This window comes from Psychroserpens sp. S379A, assembly GCF_049800755.1.
Lineage (GTDB): Bacteria > Bacteroidota > Bacteroidia > Flavobacteriales > Flavobacteriaceae > Psychroserpens.
In genome coordinates, this window is record NZ_JBNAFQ010000001.1 from 959,889 (window position 1) to 984,544 (window position 24,656).

At 31.1% G+C, this 24,656-nt stretch carries 22 protein-coding genes; 19 read left to right on the forward strand and 3 right to left on the reverse strand.

Annotation, left to right across the window (positions count from 1 at the left end; all coding sequences use genetic code 11):
• Positions 1 to 187 precede the first annotated feature (187 nt).
• The 3 genes from ACP15M_RS04325 (at position 188) to ACP15M_RS04335 (ending at position 2,074) form a co-directional block, all read left to right on the forward strand.
• The gene (locus tag ACP15M_RS04325; RefSeq protein ID WP_425075945.1) at positions 188 to 742 is read left to right on the forward strand and encodes a superoxide dismutase family protein; all 555 of its coding nucleotides are present in this window, start codon (positions 188 to 190) and stop codon (positions 740 to 742) included.
• Between the two features lie 25 nt (positions 743 to 767).
• Entirely contained in the window at positions 768 to 1,394 is a 627-nt protein-coding gene (locus tag ACP15M_RS04330) for a YceI family protein (RefSeq protein WP_425075946.1), read from the forward strand.
• A 422-nt stretch (positions 1,395 to 1,816) separates the two neighbouring features.
• The gene (locus ACP15M_RS04335) at positions 1,817 to 2,074 is read left to right on the forward strand and encodes a helix-turn-helix domain-containing protein (RefSeq protein ID WP_425075947.1); all 258 of its coding nucleotides are present in this window, start codon (positions 1,817 to 1,819) and stop codon (positions 2,072 to 2,074) included.
• A gap of 142 nt (positions 2,075 to 2,216) precedes the next feature.
• On the opposite strand, the gene ACP15M_RS04340 is transcribed toward ACP15M_RS04335, so the two are convergent.
• Complete coding sequence (locus ACP15M_RS04340; protein ID WP_425075948.1) at positions 2,217 to 2,858, reverse strand: DUF6266 family protein; 642 nt, start codon at positions 2,856 to 2,858, stop codon at positions 2,217 to 2,219.
• A 628-nt stretch (positions 2,859 to 3,486) separates the two neighbouring features.
• On the opposite strand from ACP15M_RS04340, the gene ACP15M_RS04345 reads away from it, so the two are divergent.
• The 8 genes from ACP15M_RS04345 (at position 3,487) to ACP15M_RS04380 (ending at position 10,450) form a co-directional block, all read left to right on the forward strand.
• Positions 3,487 to 4,359: a hypothetical protein gene (locus ACP15M_RS04345; RefSeq protein ID WP_425075949.1), complete on the forward strand. Its 873-nt coding sequence runs from the start codon at positions 3,487 to 3,489 to the stop codon at positions 4,357 to 4,359.
• A 659-nt stretch (positions 4,360 to 5,018) separates the two neighbouring features.
• Entirely contained in the window at positions 5,019 to 5,336 is a 318-nt protein-coding gene (locus ACP15M_RS04350) for a hypothetical protein (RefSeq protein WP_425075950.1), read from the forward strand.
• Positions 5,337 to 5,738: 402 nt separating this feature from the next.
• Positions 5,739 to 6,287 carry a hypothetical protein gene (locus ACP15M_RS04355; protein ID WP_425075951.1) on the forward strand — a complete coding sequence of 183 codons (549 nt, stop codon included), beginning with the start codon at positions 5,739 to 5,741 and terminating at the stop codon, positions 6,285 to 6,287.
• 142 nt (positions 6,288 to 6,429) lie between these two features.
• Entirely contained in the window at positions 6,430 to 7,113 is a 684-nt protein-coding gene (locus ACP15M_RS04360; protein WP_425075952.1) for a hypothetical protein, read from the forward strand.
• Between the two features lie 238 nt (positions 7,114 to 7,351).
• Positions 7,352 to 7,963, forward strand: a complete 612-nt coding sequence (locus ACP15M_RS04365; protein ID WP_425075953.1) for a hypothetical protein — start codon at positions 7,352 to 7,354, stop codon at positions 7,961 to 7,963.
• Positions 7,964 to 8,114: 151 nt separating this feature from the next.
• A complete protein-coding gene (locus ACP15M_RS04370; protein ID WP_425075954.1) occupies positions 8,115 to 8,486 on the forward strand; it encodes a hypothetical protein in 372 nt (123 codons plus the stop codon).
• A gap of 157 nt (positions 8,487 to 8,643) precedes the next feature.
• A complete protein-coding gene (locus tag ACP15M_RS04375) occupies positions 8,644 to 9,147 on the forward strand; it encodes a phosphoethanolamine transferase domain-containing protein (RefSeq protein WP_425076061.1) in 504 nt (167 codons plus the stop codon).
• Between the two features lie 574 nt (positions 9,148 to 9,721).
• Positions 9,722 to 10,450, forward strand: a complete 729-nt coding sequence (locus ACP15M_RS04380; protein WP_425075955.1) for a hypothetical protein — start codon at positions 9,722 to 9,724, stop codon at positions 10,448 to 10,450.
• 425 nt (positions 10,451 to 10,875) lie between these two features.
• Here ACP15M_RS04380 and ACP15M_RS04385 read toward each other — a convergent pair whose 3' ends face one another.
• A complete protein-coding gene (locus tag ACP15M_RS04385; RefSeq protein ID WP_425075956.1) occupies positions 10,876 to 14,073 on the reverse strand; it encodes an Ig-like domain-containing protein in 3,198 nt (1,065 codons plus the stop codon).
• Between the two features lie 893 nt (positions 14,074 to 14,966).
• Between ACP15M_RS04385 and ACP15M_RS04390 the strand changes: the two genes are divergently transcribed.
• The 7 genes from ACP15M_RS04390 (at position 14,967) to ACP15M_RS04420 (ending at position 20,153) form a co-directional block, all read left to right on the forward strand.
• Complete coding sequence (locus ACP15M_RS04390) at positions 14,967 to 15,473, forward strand: hypothetical protein (RefSeq protein ID WP_425075957.1); 507 nt, start codon at positions 14,967 to 14,969, stop codon at positions 15,471 to 15,473.
• Between the two features lie 173 nt (positions 15,474 to 15,646).
• Positions 15,647 to 15,898: a hypothetical protein gene (locus tag ACP15M_RS04395; protein WP_425075958.1), complete on the forward strand. Its 252-nt coding sequence runs from the start codon at positions 15,647 to 15,649 to the stop codon at positions 15,896 to 15,898.
• 83 nt (positions 15,899 to 15,981) lie between these two features.
• Positions 15,982 to 16,188: a hypothetical protein gene (locus tag ACP15M_RS04400; protein ID WP_425075959.1), complete on the forward strand. Its 207-nt coding sequence runs from the start codon at positions 15,982 to 15,984 to the stop codon at positions 16,186 to 16,188.
• Positions 16,189 to 16,361: 173 nt separating this feature from the next.
• Positions 16,362 to 17,174 (forward strand): hypothetical protein, encoded by an 813-nt coding sequence (locus ACP15M_RS04405; protein ID WP_425075960.1) that lies wholly within the window; start codon positions 16,362 to 16,364, stop codon positions 17,172 to 17,174.
• Positions 17,175 to 17,337: 163 nt separating this feature from the next.
• On the forward strand, positions 17,338 to 18,480 hold the full coding sequence (locus ACP15M_RS04410) for an alpha/beta hydrolase-fold protein (protein WP_425075961.1): 1,143 nt from the start codon (positions 17,338 to 17,340) through the stop codon (positions 18,478 to 18,480).
• A gap of 101 nt (positions 18,481 to 18,581) precedes the next feature.
• Positions 18,582 to 19,184 (forward strand): hypothetical protein, encoded by a 603-nt coding sequence (locus tag ACP15M_RS04415; protein WP_425075962.1) that lies wholly within the window; start codon positions 18,582 to 18,584, stop codon positions 19,182 to 19,184.
• Positions 19,185 to 19,340: 156 nt separating this feature from the next.
• Complete coding sequence (locus ACP15M_RS04420) at positions 19,341 to 20,153, forward strand: alpha/beta hydrolase (protein ID WP_425075963.1); 813 nt, start codon at positions 19,341 to 19,343, stop codon at positions 20,151 to 20,153.
• 234 nt (positions 20,154 to 20,387) lie between these two features.
• On the opposite strand, the gene ACP15M_RS04425 is transcribed toward ACP15M_RS04420, so the two are convergent.
• Positions 20,388 to 21,866: a T9SS type A sorting domain-containing protein gene (locus ACP15M_RS04425; RefSeq protein WP_425075964.1), complete on the reverse strand. Its 1,479-nt coding sequence runs from the start codon at positions 21,864 to 21,866 to the stop codon at positions 20,388 to 20,390.
• A 177-nt stretch (positions 21,867 to 22,043) separates the two neighbouring features.
• On the opposite strand from ACP15M_RS04425, the gene ACP15M_RS04430 reads away from it, so the two are divergent.
• On the forward strand, positions 22,044 to 24,176 hold the full coding sequence (locus ACP15M_RS04430) for a response regulator (protein ID WP_425075965.1): 2,133 nt from the start codon (positions 22,044 to 22,046) through the stop codon (positions 24,174 to 24,176).
• Positions 24,177 to 24,656 lie beyond the last annotated feature (480 nt).

A 24,656-nucleotide genomic window follows, 5' to 3' on the forward strand; every position in this document is an offset into this window, starting at 1 on the left:
TAGTGTTTTTGTTTGTGAGCGCTTTATTAATGTATTGGCAACTCTTAATTATGCAGTAAAGGTAATGCCTTAGCTTTAGAATAAAACTGATATTTATCATGCAGATATGTAAACTTTAATTAATTTTATATCGAATTAAATAATCCTTATCTTTAAATTTCAAATAACCACTAAAACCAAATAACCTATGAAACATCATATTTTAAGCCTATTGATTGTATTTTGCTTGATTGCCTCGTGTAAAAGTGATAAAAAAGACACCGAAACTGTTGTAGAAGACACAACTGAAATTTCTACCGAAACGACTAATCCTTCTGAAACCAAAAAAGTAACCGAAATAAAAGAAAAACCTGCTCATTATAATGACATCAAAAAAGTAGCAATGTCTTTAAGCTCTAAAAGCGGAAGCAATGTTACAGGAAACATTGTTTTTAAACAAGAGTTAGGTGCCATAACCATGATTGCAGTCGTTGATGGCTTAAGCCCTGGCGAACATGCCTTACATATAAACGAAAAAGCCGATTGCTCAGCTAACGATGGCAGTTCTTCTGGAAACATCTGGAAAGGTTTAAACGAAGGCGTTGTTACCTTTACGGCTAATGAAGATGGTCATGGTACTATGACTAAAATTACCGAAGACTGGTGTATTGGTTGCGACGACCAATCTAAAAACATTTTAGGCAAAGCTATAGTAATCTACAAAGGAGATACCATACTTGCCTGCGGAGAAATAAAACAATAAAACCATTTTAATATAAAACCTAAACATGAAACATCTAAAATTTACCGTTTTAGCCTTTTTAATACTATTTACAACAGCTTGTAAAAACGATAAGAATAATGAAAACACAACTGCCGACACCACAGAAGCTACCGAAAACTATGTTATAAAACCTGAAGCGACCTCTGTGAAATGGACTGCCTATAAAACTACCGATAAAGTTGCGGTTGGAGGTGAATTTACCACAGTAAACTTCGATAATAAAGAAGGAGCTTCGCCAGAAGAAGCCCTTAATGGTTTAGAATTTTCTATTCCAATACAAAGCCTTTTTACTAAAGATGAAGGACGAGATGCAAAAATTAAAGCCTCTTTTTTTGGTGCCATGCTAAACACCGAACTCATTAGCGGAAAAATCACTTATACCAATGGCAACTATGCTGCAACACTTACCATGAATGGCGAAACCAACAACCTGCCTTTAGACGTCACTATTACCGATGAGCGACGTGTAAAAATGACTGGTGTGATGCAACTTAAAGATTGGAATGCTTTAGAAGCCCTAGCCTCTCTTAATAAGATTTGTTTTGACCTGCATAAAGGTCCTGATGGTGTAAGTAAAACTTGGGAAGATGTTGCTATTGAAGTAAACACCTACCTAAGAAAAAACAACTAATAGCCATGATATGCAATTACATGGTAATGCATGAATCGCTATAAGCTCAAATTTAAAAAGTCACAACAGTAAATTGTGGCTTTTTTTTATACTTAAGTTAAGCCACTAAACACTTATACGTAGCAACACAACGCAAATCATACCGTTATCATTTCGACAGAGTGAAGAATGAACGACGAGAAATCTTATCACTATAAGATCCTTCGCGGTGCTCTGAATGACAATTTGGTTGTAATCATCGAATGAGATTCCTCCTCATACTTCGTTCGGAATGACAGCATAACGCTAACACAAGCCAAGCCACTAAATACCCAATAACCAGCAACTTATAAACAAGTACCTGTTAATAATTTACAAAATTATTTAGAAAATAATCTATGTATTGTAATTACTTTAGTAGCACCAACAAAAACAGGTTTGATATGAAGAGACAGCCAAACAAGCTTACAAGTGCGCTACCTTTAGACAAAGCTTTAAGTAAAGACGAAGAGTGGTTAAGCCTTAAAGACGTGACACGACATTTAAAAATAAGCCGAAGCACCGTAAATCGTTTGGTACAAGCCAATAAAATACCTAGCCTAAAATTGGGAGGCACCTTAGTGTTTCCGAAGCATTTAATAAATAACATCTTGCAAAACCAAGCCTTACAAGGTTTTAATATAAACGACCAAAACCAATAATGTTATATTATTTTTAGCTTAGCATATTCATAATCCCTGTATCATCTCACGATGCCAGTAAGCTAAACAAGAAGAGACTGTTAAAAGCGTTATTACAACAACGCTTTATACAGTCTCTTTCTATACCAATAAAGGATAGTCATTACAGCACTGTAACTGTACCTAAGTAGCTACTAACAGCAGCATCTTTACCTGTTTGGTTAACAAAGCTAGCCCAAACCTCAACCTCAAAACCAGCCATAAAAGCAGGTAAGCTAAGTTGAACAGCAGCTTGATCGCGAGTTGACGCAGGATTAAACACCTGAAACAATTGCTCGTTAGCGGCATACACCACCACTATAAGCACATCGTCTGCCGCAGCATTACCTTGTCCGCTATTATCCTCCCAAGTCAAGTCTAAAGCCTGATTGGCAGCAGCAGCCAGATTAGGTTGTTGCAAGCCTCTTAAATCGCCTTTACTAATCAATACCTTTTGGTAGTTAATAGCAAAGCCATCGGGAATAGGAGTTAGTGCTTCGGTTAAATGGTAAGACGTTGCCAAGTTATACCTAGACTTATCCCCTTGCGGTTTACCAAAATATTTACTTAATAAGCCTTTAATAGGCGTTATAAAAGTAATGACAGTTTTAAAACGTTTACGTTGTTCTAACTGTAGTTCTGTTGGTGTGTAGCTACCACGCTGTGGTAAACTACGCATCACGTTTTTGCCTCTCCAGCGCGAACCGACAACATTGCCGACTTTTCCAGAGAAACCACCTAGTATGCCTTTTTCAAATGTGGCCATAATACATAGATTTAGGGTTAATAATGTTGCCAATGTAGGTGCTATACACTTTAAAACCAAGACCTTGACACAAATTGACACAAATTGACACATATTGATACAAATTGATACAAATTGACACAAATTGACACAAATTGATACAAATTGACACAGATTGACACAGATTGACACAAATTGACACAATTTTTCGCCCAAAAAGCGTTTTTTGGTAGGTTTTCTTCGAGTGTTGTTCGAGACTTGTTCGAGAAACGCTTGTATGTATATTTTAAAAATGCGAAGTTTTGGGAGCATTCTCGAAGCCATCTTTAAGCATCGCCAATAAAAAGCCATTTAAAGCCCTAAAACAGCTGTAAATAGGTAGGTGTTTTTGGTTAATGATTAAAGCGAAAAACTATAATTGGTTACTTATTTGAGATATGAGTATATTTATAACTTATATAACGAGTTTGGCTGCAATTGATTAAGAAAGAATTTATTTTAAACTCTTAGATTAAATTGTTAGATTTGAAAACTCCCTATTACATAATATTTATATTTTATGATAAATCGCTTAAGTGAAGTAAAATTTCAATTTTTTACATTGAGATTTACTCCCTACAAGAACCAACCAATATCAAGTAATGATATCATGCGTCAGATTGTAAATTACGTTGGCAATATGAAATCAGAAGGTAAGGGGTTACTAATTGATAGGTTCGAGAACAGATCTAAAGGAGTAAGCAGACAAATGTTTATGAATAGAGTTGTTCATATTCCGAAAGACAAAAGAATAAGATGTTCGATTGCTCTACTGAGAGATGGTATTAAACCAAAATTCAAGCCAGAAGGCCAATTTACTTTAGAACCTTTATCTTCTATAAAGAAAGGTACAATTGCGGAAGAAACTCATTTTTTTATTGATTACAGTTTAAATGCTCCTCTAATGTGTGTTCAATTTCATTATCAAGGAGCGAGGTTTAGTGATATAGAGTATTATTTACGACAAATTGCAAAAGAACTTAAGATTGCTACAGCCACAAGATTACAAATGATAATGGATGTTCCATTGGATGATACGATAGAGAATTTGAAGAATGTATTGAAATTTGACATAAAAGTTCAGCCTAAGAATTTTTCAAAGATGGATACAGTTCTTATTGGTCAATACTACTCCCAAATGAACCAATTAGGCAATGAATTAAAACCAGAGACCTTAAAATTAGAAGCTTCATTTTATACTCCAGGCAAAACTGTAAGATCAAATGAACTAAATAAACATGCTAATAATTGGATATTAGATATGTTAAAAACATTTAGAGGTCGTGCATTTCATATTGATTTATTTGACAACTTCGTAGTGGAATATGAGGACAAACAAGGTTTAGACCAAATATTTAATCTCTTAAAAGGAAAAAAAGAAATTATAAAGGAAATAGAAATCGATACGATTAAAAGATCAATGGATTGGTATGAGTTAATAAAAGATGATTTTGACGAATTTGTGAGAGAATATGAAAAGTAGAATTTTTGATTTTTATTTTAGGAGACCCATTTTTTGGGATTATTTTTTGGGTTTAGTTCTTTCATTGTTTCCTTTTTTCTATTTCAAATTAAAACTATTGGAACTTATTCCGTTAGAAGATACAAAAGGTGTTCTGAGTGACATTTCTAACTTAGGATTTACAAGTGCTGGATTTATTCTTACCTTTTTAACATTGATAATTACGTTTAAAAGTAGTAGCACAAAAAAAATCGAAGAATTTGATAGAAAAGATTCTAGATTTGAAATTTTTTTCGCCTCAAACCTATATTATCAAACGGCAAATTATTTAAAAGATTGTGTCAAATCACTAATATTCATTTCAATAATTGGATTCCTTTTTAAATTATTTTCTTTAGATAAAATAATTCTACTTTGTTTTGTAATATTAGCTATTACGATTTTAGTTCTTACACTTTTAAGGTGCCTCCTCATTCTTTCAAAAATTCTTCAATTTCAGAAAAATTTTGAATCAAAGAGTATTCAATAATATGAATTAACAGCAGCCAACAACGTGTATAATTCATTGCTAGTACTCATGGCATCAAAAAACGGCTGTATATAACTAGGTGTTTTTGGTGAACTAGTTGAGATTTGAGTATATTTATACGTTATATAACGAGTTGTATGCAATTTGAGATATGATTAAACCTGACCTTTTAGGGACTGTTACTTACATTAAAAGTGGAGGAAGAACTTTTCCTGTACAAAGTGGATATAGAGCTAATTGTAATTTAGAAGGTGAAACTGCTAATCACTCTTATGCAATTTGGTTCATAAATAAAGATGTTCTTAAACTTGGTAAAAGTTGCGAATGTAAGTTTAAGTTTTCTTTTAGTGACAATGAAGGTTTTAATATCGTAGTAAGTGAAGGGCAAAAAATTGAGCTGAATGAAGGTCTTTTGAAAGTAGGAGAACTAATCATTAAGAAAATATTAAATGAAAAGTTAATAGTATGATTTTAATAAATAAATGGTGGAAAAGGTTTTTGCTTAGTGCTATTATAGGTGGAATGATATCGGAAATTATTAGTCTTCAAACTGATAGGGAAATTGAATTAAATGCTTTCATAATTGCAATTGTAATATATCTCATTTTGAGTGTGGTTTACGGAATAATCCAAAAGAAATAAACTGCATACAACAACGTGTATAATTCATTGTTCGGTTTGTGTGTACTCGGAAAATCCTACAGATTTTCCTCTGGTTTGGTTTCTTTTTGCTAACTTAGTCCTTGCCAACACAACGTAATCATACACAAACACGTTAGGTACATTTGACAAATAATTAATGAACAAACGGAATTTCAAAATTTTAAGACTTTATACAATTAGTCTACTATGTATTGTCTTATTTTACTTTTTGGAGAATTCTAATATTATACCTGAGCTCGTTAAAAAATCGGAAAGAGGACGTTATGGTGACTTCCCTGTATTATTTCTAACAGGATTATTCAAATATGGGTTATTTTTTGTTGGAATAGGAATTTTTATAATTGTGAGTTTTTTATTAATCAAAGAAAAGTTAATCCAAAATACGAAACCAAATAAAAAGAATCTTAAAAATGTAAAAAATTATATAGAAAAGCGGAATTTAAGATTGATAGTTTTTCACAATTTTGGACAAGATGTAAAAATAATTTCGGAAAATGTAACAAGTGGAATTATAAGAAATATAATGAATTCTATAAATTGGAATGAATTTCATATTGTTCAACTGGAAGACGAAAATAATAATGCTTTGCATGTAAGTGGAAGTTTAAACGAAGATGGTTTGGCTTCTACTTTTACAAAAGACGATGACCACATATTGATGGTTAAACCAATCGAAACAGTGGAACAAATGATTGAAATACTTCTTGACTTTTTGAAAGGAGAAGATATTTGGCGGAATAAATATGAATATAAGTAATGTGCTACAACAACGTTTATAATTCATTGCTAGTACTCATGGCATCAAAAAACGGCTGTATATAACTAGGTGTTTTTGGTGAACTAGTTGATATATGAGTATATTTATACGTTATAATGAGAGTTGGCAGTAATATAGAACAATGAGCGAAAAAGAAACATTTGAACTTATAACAAACAGAATTTTATCCATTCAAAAAGACAAAAAAAAACCAGTCCGAATTGCAATAAACGGAATTGAAGGAACTGGGAAAACTGTAATGGCTGAAAAACTAACTGAATATCTAAATTCAAAAAATATAAGAGCAATCCAAGTTTCTATAGATGGATTTCATTTTAACAAAGAAGTAAGATATAAGCAAGGTCGTGATTCTGCGAAAGGATATTATGAAGATTCCTATGACGAAATAGCATTTGTGGAAAAAGTACTAAAATCTTCTCAATCAGAATTTCCAAATTACACAAGTGCCACGCATGATTTAGAAACGGACGAATATTTAAATTTAGAACCAATAGAACTAGAGAATAATACGATTTTAATAACAGATGGTGCATATCTGTTTAAACCAAATTATAGAACTCATTGGGATTTGAAAATTTATCTAAAAACAAGTTTTGAAATTGCAATGAAAAGAGGTATTGAAAGAGATAAAAACTCTCTCGGAGGAATTGACTTAACGAAAGAAAAGTACGAAAAACGTTATCATAAATCTTCGAGAATGTATTTAAACGAAAACGAGCCTGAAAAAATTGCTGATATTATAATTGACAACTCTGATTTTAACAATCTGAAAATAATAAAAAATACTACTGCCAACAACGTATAAATTAATTGCTGGTTTTAGCCTATTTACGAAAGTCCTCACGGACTTTCTATTCGGTTTTTATTTGCTATAATACGCCACTAATCATACACAAACACGTTGTGAGTAATTAAAACAATGAATGCAAGAATTTTCCTGAAAAAATAATATTTAACACTCATTAACAAACGATAACACTGTTTAAGCCAAAAGTGATTTATTTTTGGATTTCACTATTGTTTAACACAAATATTATTGTTTTATGAAACTAACTATTTATTTATTCATTTTTTTGTTTTTCGGATTGACTCAGGCTACAATTGCTCAAACAATACAACCACAAATGATTCTTGAGCAGGAAGTTGAAATCAAAACTACGGCAGGTCAAGAGTTATATAAAAATAATCTTTCCTTCTATATAAAGGATGGAAAGGTAAAGTCTACTAGTAATCAACAAGGAATGGTTATGAACACTTACTATTTCAGTTCTACTGACATTATGTATATTACTATTGATATGGGAGGACAAATTCAAAAGCAACAAAATAACAATGCACTTAAAAACACTAATAGTGAGTACAGCAAAATTGAAGTAAAATATCTAGATGACACTAAGTTAATTGCTGGAACAAACTGTAAAAAAGCTATAATAAAACTAAAAAGTAAAGGGAGTACTGAAAAAAGAGTGGTTTGGTATGACCCAAATACAAAACTTAGTTTTAAGTATAATTTTGGAGTAGCTGGACTTGAACTAATTGAAGGATTACCCATAGAATACGAAAACACTCAAATGGGAATGCAAATGATTCATACTGTAAAAAAAATTGACTTCTCAACAAATATTTCGAAAGAAACTTTTGAATTACCTAAATAAAAACAACTACTCACAACAACGTGTATAATTCATTGTTCGGTTTGTGTGTACTCGTAAAATTCCTGCGGAATTTTTCTCTGGTTTGGTTTCTTTTTACTAACTTAGTCCTTGCCAATACAACGAAATCATACACAAACACGTTGTGTACAACATGAGATATTCTTCATTTTTAATTACATTTTTCCTAATTCTGAATTCATGTGGATTTGGTAAAAAAGGAATTGATGTTTCGATAAAAAATGATACTAATCTAACAATTTATAACGTATCGATTTCTGCAGGAATCAATTCTGAAGTAAGTTTTGATAGTATTAGTCCAAATGAAACTTTAATAAAATTTTTAGATATGGATAACATAGATCGTGTTGATGGATCATATCTTCTCAATTATACCTTTCCAGATGGTGAAAATTTTGAAAATTCTTTCGGATATTACACAAATGGATGGCCAAATAATTATCTGATATGTTGTTCTATTAATGATTCAGTAATTTCAACTATGTTCGACGAACTTTGCGATTAATCCATACAGTACACAACAAAGAACTGAGTTAAAAAACAAGTAACTATTCGTTACCATTCTATAGCATCAAAAAACGGCTGTATATAACTAAGTGTTTTTGGTTAACTAGTTGAGATATGAGTATATTTATAAGTTATAATGAGTTAGCAACAAGCAAATCCGAACGCAGATGAAAACTGAATTCAAAGAAGAACAAAAATTTACCCAATGGTGGCTTTGGTTAATTTTAATTCCAATTGGAATTTTACCAATATTCGGAATTTATAAACAACTGATTTTAGGAGAAAAATTTGGGGATAAGCCAATGTCTGACCTTGGATTAATAATATTTTCGGTATTCGTTTTGTCGTTAATCGGACTTTTCCTTATTATGAAATTGAAAACCTCAATTGACAAAAATGGAATTCAAATGAATTTCTTCCCTTTTACTAAAAAGAGAGTTGAATGGAATGAAATAAAAAACACGAAAGTTGTGAATTATGGATTTGTTGGAGGTTGGGGAATACGACTTTGGACTAAATACGGAACAGTATACAATATGAAAGGAAATAAAGGACTTGCGATAGAATTGAAAAACGGAAAAAAATTTCTAATCGGAACTCAAAGAGAAACTGAATTGAATAATATCGTGGAAAAAATGCCAGTTGCTAACAATGTATAACCGCAATTACGGCGGATTCGACTACGTCCGAATCCACTCGGAATTGCTAACATCAGTTCTTAACCGAAAATCATTAACTTTAATCCCGTAACTGACGGTTATACGAGACCATTACCTACAAGCTAGAAACTAAATAATTGTTGAGAATAATATTACATACTGTTTTAACTCTTTTAATTTTCTCTCTTTGGGCTGTATTTGCCTTACTAATTATCAATCCCTATTTTAGAAATGATTTACCAAATTATGTTATTGGAAGAATTTGTATTTGGGAATATGTAGCTTTAATAATCTCCACAGTGATTTCATATTTAATGATTCGGAATTGGGGAAATATTGAAATAGAGAAAAAAGAAAATAAATCACAGTTAGTATTAAACAAAAATTACGGAATTTTCTTCTTAATATATCTAATCTTGATGGTTGGAATCGCTATATGGCAATTTTGGATTTTTAGTTTGAGGTTCTGAATTTTGCCAGTACATAACAATGTGTATAACTAGGTGTTTAGGTGAACTAGTTGAGATATGAGTATATTTATACGTTATTATAACGAGTTGTAAAACATTAAAAAATGACGCATAAGATACTGATAACAATAATATTTGGACTTCTTTTTTCTTCTTGTCAGGAGAAAGAAAAACTCGATTCACTTGACAAGAATACTGAAGTAAACAAATGGGATATTGAAAAATTAAGTATTAGAGCCAATGAACATCTTGATAGCACCAAATGGGATTTGGAGTTATTTAATCAAGACATTGAAACATATAATAAGTATTCTGAAATTTTTCAGAGTTACCCTCTAAACAAATCACCTTTTCCCGTAGCTGACTATGACTATGCTGTTTCCAGTATACCATTTGTAATTGAATTGGACTCCGTGATTTTCAAAGGCATTAGAATTGGAGAATATGAAAATCCAGAAAGTGAAAGGATAATCGATAAACTGACTTTGCTTATTTTGACAAATGACAAGGATGCAGAAGAAACAACATTAGTAGATTCTCGAAATTATCCGTATTTAACAGCACAAGGAATATTTAAAGTAAAAAATAATGAATTTGACTGGGTGTTTTCAGCAAGTCCAGATGGGTTTTCTACTTTACTTCTTAATATGAAACTTTTTGATTTAAGATTTGGCGAAACGGTCATTATTTTTCCTCAAATAGACAAATCGTTCATTTACGAACAAATTAAAGATTCACCGAATAATTATGGGAATTTTGAAGAATTCAAAAGAATTATATTGAAAAACCAAAAAGTGAAAAACCAACTGAATTCTGAAAAGAATATTAAATAAAAACGTTGTACAACAATGGCTATAAGTAATTGCTTGTTCTCGCCTACTTCTGAAAACTTGATTAAGCACAGTTCGCACTAGGTGCTCTTGTCTCACGGATTTTCTATTCGGTTTTTATTTACTAATTAGGTGCTTTAAGATGATAAATTGTGCCAATCTATCTGAAAAAGAAAACAACAATGAGCCCCAATGAATATAGACAAAGTCTAAACTAAATGCTTTACATAACAATAGTTATAAGAAATAATGGCTTGGGCTAGTTTTTTATTTGTTTTAAAGCCTATTGAAACTCAAAAAACATTATGTGTAAAATCTTCTGCTGCTCACCTACTCGTTTTAATGTAAAAACAAATTATAACTTAAAAAAAAAAGACTGTCTTTGTTAGACAGTCTCTTTAAAAATTAATTATACAGTTAAAAAACTTTTATTTCTTTATAAAGCGTTTAATTACAGTCTTATTCTCTTTTGAAGTTAAAACCATAAAATATGAAGCAGACTCTAAATCTTGTAAATTAATACCATTTTCTAATTTAGCAAAAGTCACAAATTTTACAAGTCTTCCTTGCAAATCATAAATTTTAACCGTGTCTATAGCAACATTACTGGTGTTATTTACAAATAGTACATTCTCTGCTGGATTTGGATAAATTGACAAATTTTCTGCAAATGTTTTATTGTCATTAAGAGATAACGTACTTTCTATAACAACTACTACATCAAATGAATTAGAGCATACTCCAGATGTAGTGTAAGTTATAGTATAAGTTCCTGGTGTAGATAAACTAACATCAATTAATCCAGAAGAAGGATCAATACTTAAACCTGCTGGTGAAGCGATAAAACTACCTCCCGTTAAGCCTGTTATTACAGGCATTGGATCAACTCCTGTCTGTACATAAGTGCTACTATTATAACCAAAGCTTGCATCGTCTAAAGCATTTATTGTAACTACCACATCTGAACTGTTTGAACATGTCCCTACAGTGGTGTAACTTACAGTATAAGTACCTGGTGTAGATGCGCTCACATCAATTGCTCCCGAAGCTGGATTTAAGCTTAATCCTGATGTTGTTGAAAAAGTTCCGCCTGTTAATCCTGTAACTGTTGGTGTAGGATCTGCTTCATTAACACAATATGTGGATGCACTGTATGAAAAACTTGCATCGTCTAAAGCATTTATTGTAACTACCACATCTGAACTGTTTGAGCAAGTCCCTACAGTGGTGTAACTTACAGTATAAGTACCTGGTATAGATGTGCTCACATCAATTGCTCCTGAAGCTGGATTTAAGCTTAATCCTGATGTTGTTGAAAAAGTTCCGCCTGTTAATCCTGTAACTGTTGGTGTAGGATCTGCTTCATTAACACAGTAGGTGGATGCACTGTATGAAAAACTTGCATCGTCTAAAGCATTTATTGTAACTACCACATCTGAACTGTTTGAGCAAGTCCCTACAGTGGTGTAACTTACAGTATAAGTACCTGGTGTAGATGCGCTCACATCAATTGTTCCCGAAGCTGGATTTAAGCTTAATCCTGATGTTGTTGAAAAAGTTCCGCCTGTTAATCCTGTAACTGTTGGTGTAGGATCTGCTTCATTAACACAGTAGGTGGATGCACTGTATGAAAAACTTGCATCGTCTAAAGCATTTATTGTAACTACCACATCTGAACTGTTTGAGCAAGTCCCTACAGTAGTGTAACTTACAGTATAAGTACCTGGTGTAGATGTGCTCACATCAATTGCTCCTGAAGCTGGATTTAAGCTTAATCCTGATGTTGTTGAAAAAGTTCCGCCTGTTAATCCTGTAACTGTTGGTGTAGGATCTGCTTCATTAACACAATATGTGGATGCACTGTATGAAAAACTAGCATCGTCTAATTCTGTAATTGTTATAGAGAGAGGACTAGACTCTGTACTAGTATTTCCTGCGCTATCTGTTGCTGTTGCCGTAATAATATGTAAACCTAAACTTAAGTCTGATGCAACAATAGACCAATTTCCACTACCGTCAGCAACCGTTGTTCCTATATTACCTTCTATATTAGAAATTAAATTTATAGTAGCATTTACCTCAGACGAACCATTGAACGTAGGAGTTGTTACAGTTGTAATGTCATCTGTATCAGAATCACAAGTGTCTGAACTAGTATCTAAATCTGGAGTCGATGGTGCCGTTGGTGCAATAGTATCTTTGGTTTCCGAATCAATTGCTGCTGCTCCTTCATTACCTGCAGTATCTGTTAATGTAAAATTTAATGTAATTATCCCGTCAGGTAACGAACTAATGTCTATTAAAGACACTTCACCTGTCGCTGTTAAAATGGTACCAGAGCCTGTGACAGTCCCTGCTCCGCCATCACTGGTAAATATATAATTATAGGTTGTACCAACCTCAGCGCCTGAGAAGGTAAAACCAACAGCATCGTCATTTTCTATATTAATAGGTGATTGCACGATATCAACATCATATCCTAATGGAGCTGTGCCATCGTAAACCCAAGTTAGGGTATTTGATGCTGTGTTTGCATTTCCTGAGCTATCTGTTACTGTACTTGAAGGTAATTGTAAACTAACAATACCATCACTAATTGGAGAAGTTATTAAAGTATAAGTAGAATCGTTAACAGTAGTTAATGCGCTCAATGTTGAATTTGTAGCTGAAAAATCAGTTAAATCAAATCCCATAACGTTTTCTGAGAAATCTACAGATATTGTAACAGAATTTACATTGTTAGGATCATCTAAGGTGTCAGAAGTAAGAATAGCCGCTGGGCTTGTTATATCTAGTGTCGTAAAGTTAACTAATGTAGGGGAAGCTTGTAAATTTGGTACAGTTTGATTGTCTTGCGCTACAACATAAATATCGTAAGCAGTAGCTTCATCTAAACCAGAGATATTAAAATCATAACTAAACGGATCTGAAGAAACCGTTACACTATTGTTTAAAATAGCCATAGCGCCACCAGACCCTGTTCCGTTTTTAACTTCTGTAGATGAAGGCAAAGTAGATTCGTCTGGTAAAACCACATAATAGATTGTACCTTCTTCATCTATATCAGTTGTCAAAGTTAATTCAGATGCAGTAATACCTGTTACTAAAGGTGTTGCGTTTTCAAATACTGGTGCTGTACTATCGGTAGGTACAATCGCTCCTGTATTAACACCTATAATAGATGTTACATCTCCAAAACATTGGTTTGTTACACCACACCATGTGGTTAAATACACATCATATGTAGTATTATCTGAAAGCCCGCTTATGTATGCCGTGTAAGAACCTGCCGATAAGCCATCTATATATTCGCTACTAACAACACCTACAGGGAAACCAGGTGATGCTATAAGCACTTCAAAAAATAGCGGTGTAGGCGATCCTGCTGTTAATACTGCAACTGCTACTGTATTTCCTTTATCTATTTCAAAATCTATACTCAAGGTATTATTTTCATAGTTTGTAACCGTGGGCGACCCGTTTAAAAACACTGGTGGAGTTTGTGAATACGATTCAGTTACAAATAAACATAAAGTTAAAACAATAAAAGTCTTTAGACCTTTAGCAAATAATTCACCAAAGAAATTTGCTCTAATAAAGGGCAAATGAAATGTAGTTTTTTTCATAAGTAAATTGAGGTTAAATTTGGTTTATAAAAGATTAGTAATCGTTAAAATTTTGTAAGCCTAAAAGCATTAAACTTTAATTAATCTATAAATAAGCATAAAACATATTCTAAATAGAGCTCAGTGCTTTTCATCGGTAATATTAATACATTTATCCGATAAATAAGAAAAAAGCTACAAAAAAATAACATTACCTTAATATTAGATTTATTTTGTAAATGAGTTTCTTCAATACATATGCTCAACGTTTTATCTATTCGTTTTTTTTTAAACCATGCTTATATAGTAACTTAACTTATATGGCTTTATAAAACACAAAACTGTAGATTTCCTAATTGCGAAGAAAATTTATTTTTATATAAAGCTCTATACAAGAAGTCGAAAAGCAGATCGAAAAAAGGCTGAAATTCAACAACTGGAAGTTCCCATTTACAAATTATTTCCAACTGAAAACACTTGGGCTTTGATAAAATTGAACACTCGAAATGGAAATTATGGCAAGTGCATTATACTATAACTAATAGCTTCGAAGGCAAATTACCCATAAATCAATATTCGCTTGTATATACAGATGAAGACATAAACGGGAGGTTTACTCTTTACCCTACTCCAAACTCCTACAACTTTATATTACTTGATCAAATTGATGGTTCGACATGGAAGGTGCAATGGAATAATGAACATGATAAGAGATTTATAAGACGAATTAATTAAATTTAACTTAATAGAATATTGAAAACGGCGAACGTACAAGAAAGAACTGAGTAAAAAAACAAGTAACTTATTCGCTACTATTCTACAGCATCAAAAAACGGCTGTATATAACTAGGGTTTTTGGTTAACTAGTTGAGATATGAGTATATTTATAAGTTATATAACAAGTTGTACAACATATGAAACAATACACTTTACTGCTTTTGATAGTTATTATCAATTTAAGTTGCTCCAAAAATCAAAATTTGGGACAAGCAGCAATAACTGAGATTAATTCATATAACCAAAAAGATTCGTATTTCCCTCACGACTGTAAAACAGAATCTGAGTTAGTAGATAAAATGTTTGAATTGAAAAAGGGTGAAGACATTATTACAATTAATAATTACACCGACAATGGACTTAATGGACATTACATAACTTTGAAACTGAATTCAAAATTAGAAATATTTGAAGCCTATTATAGCGAATTTACTGATGTTGATGATGGAAGTAAAACTTTTTTTGAAATTGACAGCGTTGATTTGAAATTAAATTCAAATCCCTTCAATTCTGAAAAAGTGATTGGTTACTATTCTATCTATCTAACTCAATACTATTTGGCTGGAAAATTAAAAAAAGAAGGAATGAAAGATGATATCACTAAACTTGAATTTAGAGGAAAATTCAAACCTTGTAAAAATTAGTATACGTTGCCAACAACGTATATAATTCATTGTTCGGTTCGTGTGTACTTATAAAATTCCTGCGGAATTATCCTGTGTTTCGTTTTCTTTTTGTTAACTTAGTTCTAGCCAACGCAACTAGCCATACTCAACACGTTGGCATTTATTGAAGAAAACCTTTAAAAATGAGACTTATGAGTAATTTAAAAGACATTAAATCGGAAATTGAAAAGTATGCAAATGACTCAAATTTGACCGAATTACAAATCATTGAAAAACTGAAAAAACATTACTTTGACAAACAAGTAAACGAAAATTTAAAGTTGTATAAAGAACGAAAGAAAAAAGTGAGCGAAATAACAAAAGACTTGAAAATCTCACCAAGAAAATTTTATGCGATTTTGGAAAAAAATAATATCGGACATCAGAAATATAAAAAAAAGTAATTTAAAATAACGTTTAACTTAAAACTCGTTTGCAGAATTGCTTACTCTATCGGAATTGAAAAATTTGCAGAATAACAATAAAAATGAATTCACAATTAAAATCAATTGTAACAGGAGGCTTTGTAGGAGGAATTGTTTACGCTGGAATTATGGCAGGATTTGATTATTACGATGGAGAAAACTTTAGAATGTGGAAATTTGTGTTTAACGTTTTGTTTTTTGGAACATTTACAGGAATTTCAACTCGATATAACGTAAAAAAACAATCGGAAAAGGAGAAGAAAAACTAAAGCAACGAAATGTCAACAAAGAACTGAGTTAAAAAACAAGTAACTTATTCGCTACTGCTCTAGAGCATCAAAAAACGGCTGTATACAACTAGGTGTTTAGGCTAACTAGTTGATATACAATTGCATTTATACGTTATAATGGGAGTTGGCAGCAATATTAAAAACCTATTAGAATGAAAAAAATTTTAGAATTTATTTTTATTGGTTTGCTTTTTTGCAGTTGTACAACTAAAAGAACTGAATTGATACTTCTCGGAACTGTTCATCAGCCTGTCCAAAATTTTACACCTGATAGCCTTTACAACATATTGGTTAAAATTAAGCCAGACTTAATACTTTTCGAAGTAGACTCTTCATTCTTTACTAAAGATTTTAACTTTAAGAAAACTTGGAATAGTAATGAAAATATTGCCACTGTAAAGTATATGAACAACTTTGATGTGGATGTTAGACCATACGAATTTACAGGAAGAAACGAATACAGGATAAAAATTGGGTCTCGACCAACAGATAGTAAAGCGTTAAAATTATTAGACAGCCTTTATAAAAATAATCAGCTGAACTCGTTGAACAATAGAGTCTATCAAAACTTTCTTGAAGTAAATGATAATCTAAATTCATTTGCCTATTTAGGTGCTCGAGCCTTTAATAATCCTGAAACAGATAAAATTGCTCAAATTAGGCAAAAATATCATTACATAGAACTTTTGGGCATCATGTCTGAATATCAAATTTTTTCTGACACGTATTACGTTAAAAGTGATGGTGATAGTATTAGTTATTTTGAAGGTTTCAAAAAGGCTTCAGAATTTTGGGACTTAAGAAATCATACAATGTCTAAAAATATTTTGCACTTTGTTAGAGAATATCATGATAAGAAAATAATCGTATTAAATGGTTATTTTCACAGATATTATTTAAACTCTTTAATTAAGCCTAAAGAAGACGAATTGAATTTCACTATAAAAGAATTTTACGAATACTAAATACAACTACCAACAACATATAAGCGCAATGACGGCTGAATTTCCGATTAGAAAATTCAACTCGTTTTGCTATCTTTAGTGTGTCAGCGGAAAATACTCACGTATTTTACCCATTACTAACACTTATATAAAACCATTACCAGCCATTAGGAGAAAATCTAAAATGAAAAACATAACTTACGTATTACTATTTATTATTTCTTCAATATTATATGGACAGGAAATAGACACATTATCTTTCTATTCAAAAGCATTCGAAGAAAAAAGAATAATTTATGTTCATAAACCAGAATTCTATAAATACAAATCGGACGCTGTAAAACTTCCTGTAATCTATTTACTTGATGGGCAACACAAATGGTTTGCTAAACCTGTTATTTCTGATATTAAGTATTTACGATTTACTAAAGAAATTCCAAGTGCTATTATTGTCGTAATTCCATTAAAAGACAGAATAAAAGAATGTGCTATCACAGATTTAAAAACAGAACTTCCGCTAGATAAATTTTTAACTGAGGAGCTTGACGAAGAAATAAAATCATATAATCCTAGTGATTATAAAATAATTATCGGGCACTCTTTTTCTGCGTCATTTTCACTTTTTTCATTTTACAATCACCCAGACTATTACTCTTCAGTAATTGCAAATTCGCCATATGACCAGATGGAAATGCTTGTTGCAGGATTTGAACAATCGAAAGAAATTGATAAGTCAAAAATTTCAATTTCTATAGGAAGTATTAATAAAGATGTTGAACATAGAAAGAAATATGATAAACTAAAAATGCAATTTCCTTCTTTTTTTAATTCGATTAATGTTTTTGAAGCTAATTATTCAGCTCATAATTCTGTTCCAATTATAGCAGTCCCTACATTACTAACAAGAGTATTTGAAAATTACAGAAGTCGCTATTTTGAAATTGCTGAAGTAGATTTGAAATATAAACTCATAAAAAAACCAGGTTCAATAACTGATGAGTTAAATAAAATAGAAATGGCTTCTAAAATCCAAAAATATAACTATCCACCTGAAATTTCTGATATAAATGGAATTGCTTCTCGATATTGGAACAATGATCTTGAAGGGTATGCTGCTAAAGTTTATAAACTTGGAGTAAAATACTACCCAAATTACTACGAATTTTATTTATCGCTTTATGAGTTGGCTCTTAATAAGGATGAAAAATTATCGAGAGAATACTTGGACAAAGCAGAAATTCTTTTAAAAACAGTTGAAAATAACTGGGAAGGTAAAAGTGAGATTATAGAAGAAATTAAAGCGGAAAAAATAAAAAACGGTTGGTAACAAGCTATATAAAAAATAGGGTTAGTTATAAACCGAAGAATTAGTGCTTAAAACCACGAAAAAAGCCATACATGAACACATTGTACAACATTTCCTAAGCAATGATAAACCAAATTTTTGTCATAGTCTTTTTCATTCTAATCAGTTGCAACAAAACTGCTGATAAAAAATCCAACACGACTGGTATTAAGGAAGACTCTACTGATTTGAGAACTGAATTTAACGGAAAAGAATTGAATTTCACAAAACCTACATTAGAATTTGAAAAGATATTGGAAACTATAGACTCAACCTTTCAAATTAAAAATGCAGAATTGAATGAAGTATTCAAACCATGGAAAGAAGAGTATTACTCTATTTTAGATTCTACTAAAATAAAAAAGTTTCAAAAATATTCTGAATTTCTAATCATTGAGTTCTATGATAATGATATTTCGTTAAGTGAGTTTGATAAATTAAGTGCAATAGCAAAAAAATCAGAACAAGATAAAAAGGAATTATTCCCATTCTATCAAGTATTTCGAAAAGGAGGAATAACTTTTAATAATATTGACAAATGGATTATAATACATTTTCTCAGATGTAATATGAGTAAGGAAGAATATGAAATGGATTCGTTATTTACAAACATATTAAAAGATCTAAATTCTGAATCAAGTTCAATGAGAATGAGGTGTGGATGGCCCAAAACTGAGTTTAATTAAAAATACTTGCCAACAATGGTATGATGCATTGCTACTACTCTATAGCATCAAAAAACGACTGTATACAACTAAGTGTTTAGGTTAACCAGTTGATATACAAGTATATTTACACGTTATTAATGGGAGTTGAAAAACATTTAAAAAAACGAACTAAATATGAAAAAAACAATCTTCCTTCTATTAACCACAATTTTGACAATTAGTTGTAAAAACAAAGAAATGGTTTATAATGACCCAATTCCTCAGCACGATAGTTTGACAATTTCATCAAAATTTGTGAATGAAGAACGAGTAATTAACATATGGACACCACCAAATTATAAAAATTCGGTTGAGAGTTTTCCAGTACTCTATATGCCAGACGGTGGAATAAAAGAAGATTTCCCACATATTGCAAATACGCTGAATAAGTTACTGTCTGAAAATAAGATTCCACCACTTATATTAGTTGGAATTGAGAATACTGAAAGAGGACGAGATTTAACAGGGTTTTCGGAAGCTGAATATGATAAGCAATTTTGCCCCGTAACAGATGGAGCAAAAAACTTTAGAGCATTTATCGCAGAAGAACTAATGCCGAAAATCAATAAAGAATACCGAACAACAAACAGAAAAGGAATTATTGGAGAGTCACTCGCAGGACTTTTTGTAATGGAAACATTTTTTACAAAACCTAATACTTTTGATTTTTATATCGCAATGGATCCTTCTCTTTGGTGGAATAATCACTTTTTAGCAAAAAATGCAGATTCATTATTATCAGAATTTCCCGACCAAAATTTAAAACTTTGGTTTGCGGGTTCTAGCGCAGAAGACATTTCGCAATTCACCAAGAGTGTTGATAAAACTTTAAAAACAAATGCTCCAGCAGAATTGACTTGGGAATATTTGGACGCACCAAACGAAAAACACAATACCATTTTCAGAGCAACAAAAGAAAAGGCTTTAATTTGGTCTTTAAATGAATAAATAAAAGATCAACCTATTTAAGTATATATAATACAAAATCATTATGAACTAAAGTGTCATAAGTTTTTAATTCTAACTAAAGTCAGCATTACATAAGCAGCCCTTTTAAAGTTCTATCACACCTATTAGAAGTTTACTTTTTGTAACAGATTGTTTACTTATAATACAAGCGTTGTAAACAAAAAGTTGAGCTACCTTAAGCAACTCAACTTCTGTTTGAGTTAAATAACAAATTTAGTTTTTGATAAACTGTTTTGTAAATACTTGTCCTTTATTAGTCTTGATTTTAATCAAGTATACACCCAATGATAAGTTAGAAATATCTATTGTATTTTTAACTGTTTCTAGTACTTTTTGCCCTTGTAAATTATATAGCCCTATGTTTTCTAGATCATTACCAAGTTCTACATTTAAAAGTTGTGTTGTTGGATTTGGATAAATTTTAACTTCATTCGCCTTTAAAGTAAAATCGTTTGAAGTTAATGTAGTTGTTTCATTTTCAAAAACCGAAACACCTCCTTGACCAGCAGCTCCTCCATTATTAAACGATACAACAACATCTAAATCACCATCGTTGTCAATATCTATAGATTCTACCCAATTTGGGTCTATAATAGTAGATGATAATGTAGTTGGTGTATTAAATGCTATTGCCGAAGATGCCACACCATCTACAGCAGTGTTTTTAAACAACAAGACTTCGTCTAATGCATTATCTATTACAACAAGGTCTTGCACACCATCATTATCATAATCGCCACTGGTTAAAGAAATCATGTTGTTAGAACCATCTGTTGTAGATAAAATTGTTCCTTGCCCTCCTCCTACTGCATAATATTTTAGGCTAGTTGTATTGCCGGCAGCATTTACAGCAATAAAATCTGTATCGCCATCTTCGTCAAAATCTCCTGCCACGGTTTTTCTTGTTCCTGCCGACGTTGTTGGTGAATTACTTATTAAAACAATTCCGAAATTGTATGAAGGTCCATTAAGTGTATGTACTCCATTAGAAGAAACAGTACTACCATCTGCTTCATTACCAGTGCCAAATTTTGAGTATATTAAGCTTAAATTTCCAACATTATCAATATCGATAAAAAAGCCATGCAATGGTCTTCTATTAGCAGTTCTTTGTAACAATGTGCTTACTGTACCACCTGCAACATTAAGAACTCTTACATTATTGGTATTATTAGAATCTCCTAGAGCTAATAATTCGTATTCTGGGTCTGCATCAAAATTAACTTTACCAATATACCTGCATCTATCCAGATTATAAAGATGTTGTAGGCTGCCAAAGGAACGATTTCCTGTACTCTCTATCCAATATATACCATCTGCAGCAGTTGAGTTTGCATAATTAGAAAACACAATATCTAAGTCACTATCACCATCAACATCTAAGCTAAGTGCAGCCCATGGTTTTATAGTTGATCCACCAACTAATAAAGAACCATATGTTACTTTTGTGTAATTGGAAAGGTTTCCGGTGCCATATAAAACAGATATGCTATTCCCTGAGTATTCTGGAACGATAATATCTGTATACCCATCACCATCAATATCGTCAAAATCTATTTGTTGTGGTTGTGACAATACTCCTGACACATTGTACTGTGTAAACTGTTGCGCATTGCTACAAACTGTAAAAAAAGTAAATATTAACAGTTTTAAATTAATTAGGTTAAGTTTTCTAGTAATTTTTTTAAACATAATTATTTGGTTTTAAATTTACAGCAAATTTAAATTGGTGCCTCTTACCCTATACTTCAATAGACCAACCATTTAGAGCATTCGTTAACCATTTGATTCAAAAAAAACCATTTGCATCATATTTAATGAAATATGCTTATTTATTCTATATTCAACTTTTAAATAAAAACATAGCTCTTGAAACTAAAAAAATTATATCGTATTTGGACGTCATACGGTCTTTCAAAAACATATGACAATGAAAAAAACAAACGAATTAAAATTTTAAATGGTTATGCTGTTATTTGGCTTCATCTAATTTTAATTTTCTTCCTAATAAACCTCGTTTCTCAAGGTCTTTCTTTTTTTAGCAACAACCCCAAACTTGTAATTAATTTAATTGATGCGATTGCACAAGGTGTAACTGCATTTTTATTATTGCCTATCTTATTGTTAAATAAAAAACATCAATTTGAAATCGCACGCGCTTTATTTTTAAGTATTGCATTTATTAATGTGTTTATTTACGCCATTTATATTTTTCCTGGTAGTTATACCGAATATTACTTTTTAATTAATGGCGGATTAAGTTTAAGTCTGTTTAAAAGAAATGTGTATCCGTTTATTTTAATGTTGATTTCATTCTTGCTTTTTTTGGCGCCTTATTATCTATTTGATATTTATCCTGAAGATTATATTGAACGCTTATTACTATCTCCAACATTACGATTATTTATCACCTTATACTTGTTGTTTAACTATTTTAAACGATTGAATAGAAAAAATGAAAAATTACTGTTATTAGAAAAAGACAATGTATTGTCTGACAAAATCATTCTTCAAAAGCAAGAAGCTGAATTACGAAAGCTGAACGAATTTAAATCTCATTTTTTTGTGAATTTCTCACACGAAATAAGAACTCCAATTACTTTAATAAAAGGTTACACAAGTCGTATTGATTCTAAAGACGAAGACAATCAACAAAAATTGAATATTGTAAACGAGCAAATTTCTAATATTGAAACCATTTTAAATAATATTCTAGATTTAAGTAAAATAGATGCTAATAAATTATACTTAGAGAAAAGTCAGGTAAAATTACTCCCTTTTATCAACAAACATTATGTTGATTTTATCGAACTATTTACGAAAAAAGATATTAACTTCTCTCTAAAAGCAGACATACCCAAACTCTACATTTTTTGCGATAAAGAATTCTTCTCTAAATCATTATACAACTTATTAAGTAATGCCTTAAAATTTACGCCTCAAAAAGGAAACGTAAGCATTAATATAAGTTACAATACAAGTTTAAAAATTTCAATTATTGATGATGGTATTGGAATTCCTGAAGAAGATTTAGTTAAAATATTCGATAGATTTTATCAGTCTAAAAATGATATCAACCAATCTCAAGGTACTGGTATTGGTTTAGCATTTACTAAAAACATTATTGAAGCTCATGGATTCTCTATTAATGTAGAAAGCATCCATAATGCCTTCACAAAATTCACAATTACAATTCCTAATAAGTATATAAATGAGGCTGTTGAATTTTCAAATATCAGTAAAGGCATTCATACTACCAATACTATCAACAAACCAATTGTTTTAATTGTAGATGACCACTATCAACTTAGAAACTATTTAAAAGAAGTATTAAATACGTACCATATTTTAGAAGCTGAAAATGGTATTGAAGCTCTTAAAATAATTAAAACTAAAAAAATTGATTTACTAATTACAGATTACATGATGCCTAAAATGGATGGCAAAACACTGATTAAACAAGTAAAAAAAACAAACCTACAAATACCAATTATCATGTTAACCGCACGTATTGATGAATCTGTAAAACTACATATACTACGTATTGGTGTTGATGGTTATTTAATTAAACCTTTTTTAGAAGAAGAGCTAATACTAATGGTTAAACAATCTTTAACTGCTTATGAAACGATTCTAAAAGAAAAACAGAATTTATTGAGTCTAAAAACGGTTGATTTCGATCGTTACAGTTCAGATTTTAGTATAAAAATAACTCAAAAAATACAAGCTAATATTTCAAATTCAGACTTTGGCGTTCAGGATATTGCCGATTATTTTGAAATTTCAAAAAGTACACTAAACAGGAAAGCTAAGGCCGTTTTAGGACAAACTACACAGCAGCTCATCTTGCAAGCTAGACTTGAAAAAGCCAAAGAAATTTATTTACAAAATCCAAAAATGACACAAAAAGATATTGCTAAACAAGTAGGCATGAGCAATACTTCATATTTATTTAGAAAACTAAAAGAAACTTATGGCAGACACTATGATATTGATGACTAGTTAATATATAAAATGCTATTATGGGTTCAATAACTTTTATATGAAAAAGAATGAAATTAACAGAAATGAAATCATTCTATAATTATTTAATTATCAAACAAGTAAATTAATTCACGAATTAAAAGAAACAATTCATAGATATTATTTATTCCTTATATTTAAAAGTATATATAGAGATAGTGGCTTTTTATTTATTACATTAAGAGCCTTAATGGACATTGGATTTATTTACAACGCTTCATACTTAAAAGTACTGTTTATAAAACTCAATCAAAATCAAGGCGGTTTTAACTACTTGGAGGAGTTAATCAAATTTTCAAAACCACAATAAAAAAAGGAAGCACAACAGTGACTATAACTAATTGCTTGTAGATAGTCTACTCGTAAAATCCTACGAGTTTTCCTCTGGTTTACTTTCTTTTTGCTAATTTAGTTCTAGCCAACGTAACGAAATCATACACAAACTCGTTGATAATAATT

Excerpts from the sequence above, each read along its gene's own strand:
- ACP15M_RS04325 (WP_425075945.1), top strand. The coding sequence starts at position 188 with ATGAAACATCATATTTTAAGCCTATTGATTGTATTTTGCTTGATTGCC.
- ACP15M_RS04330 (WP_425075946.1), top strand. The coding sequence starts at position 768 with ATGAAACATCTAAAATTTACCGTTTTAGCCTTTTTAATACTATTTACA.
- ACP15M_RS04335 (WP_425075947.1), top strand. The coding sequence starts at position 1,817 with ATGAAGAGACAGCCAAACAAGCTTACAAGTGCGCTACCTTTAGACAAA.
- ACP15M_RS04340 (WP_425075948.1), bottom strand. The coding sequence starts at position 2,858 with ATGGCCACATTTGAAAAAGGCATACTAGGTGGTTTCTCTGGAAAAGTC.
- ACP15M_RS04345 (WP_425075949.1), top strand. The coding sequence starts at position 3,487 with ATGCGTCAGATTGTAAATTACGTTGGCAATATGAAATCAGAAGGTAAG.
- ACP15M_RS04350 (WP_425075950.1), top strand. The coding sequence starts at position 5,019 with ATGATTAAACCTGACCTTTTAGGGACTGTTACTTACATTAAAAGTGGA.
- ACP15M_RS04360 (WP_425075952.1), top strand. The coding sequence starts at position 6,430 with ATGAGCGAAAAAGAAACATTTGAACTTATAACAAACAGAATTTTATCC.
- ACP15M_RS04365 (WP_425075953.1), top strand. The coding sequence starts at position 7,352 with ATGAAACTAACTATTTATTTATTCATTTTTTTGTTTTTCGGATTGACT.
- ACP15M_RS04370 (WP_425075954.1), top strand. The coding sequence starts at position 8,115 with ATGAGATATTCTTCATTTTTAATTACATTTTTCCTAATTCTGAATTCA.
- ACP15M_RS04380 (WP_425075955.1), top strand. The coding sequence starts at position 9,722 with ATGACGCATAAGATACTGATAACAATAATATTTGGACTTCTTTTTTCT.
- ACP15M_RS04385 (WP_425075956.1), bottom strand. The coding sequence starts at position 14,073 with ATGAAAAAAACTACATTTCATTTGCCCTTTATTAGAGCAAATTTCTTT.
- ACP15M_RS04390 (WP_425075957.1), top strand. The coding sequence starts at position 14,967 with ATGAAACAATACACTTTACTGCTTTTGATAGTTATTATCAATTTAAGT.
- ACP15M_RS04395 (WP_425075958.1), top strand. The coding sequence starts at position 15,647 with ATGAGTAATTTAAAAGACATTAAATCGGAAATTGAAAAGTATGCAAAT.
- ACP15M_RS04400 (WP_425075959.1), top strand. The coding sequence starts at position 15,982 with ATGAATTCACAATTAAAATCAATTGTAACAGGAGGCTTTGTAGGAGGA.
- ACP15M_RS04405 (WP_425075960.1), top strand. The coding sequence starts at position 16,362 with ATGAAAAAAATTTTAGAATTTATTTTTATTGGTTTGCTTTTTTGCAGT.
- ACP15M_RS04410 (WP_425075961.1), top strand. The coding sequence starts at position 17,338 with ATGAAAAACATAACTTACGTATTACTATTTATTATTTCTTCAATATTA.
- ACP15M_RS04415 (WP_425075962.1), top strand. The coding sequence starts at position 18,582 with ATGATAAACCAAATTTTTGTCATAGTCTTTTTCATTCTAATCAGTTGC.
- ACP15M_RS04420 (WP_425075963.1), top strand. The coding sequence starts at position 19,341 with ATGAAAAAAACAATCTTCCTTCTATTAACCACAATTTTGACAATTAGT.
- ACP15M_RS04425 (WP_425075964.1), bottom strand. The coding sequence starts at position 21,866 with ATGTTTAAAAAAATTACTAGAAAACTTAACCTAATTAATTTAAAACTG.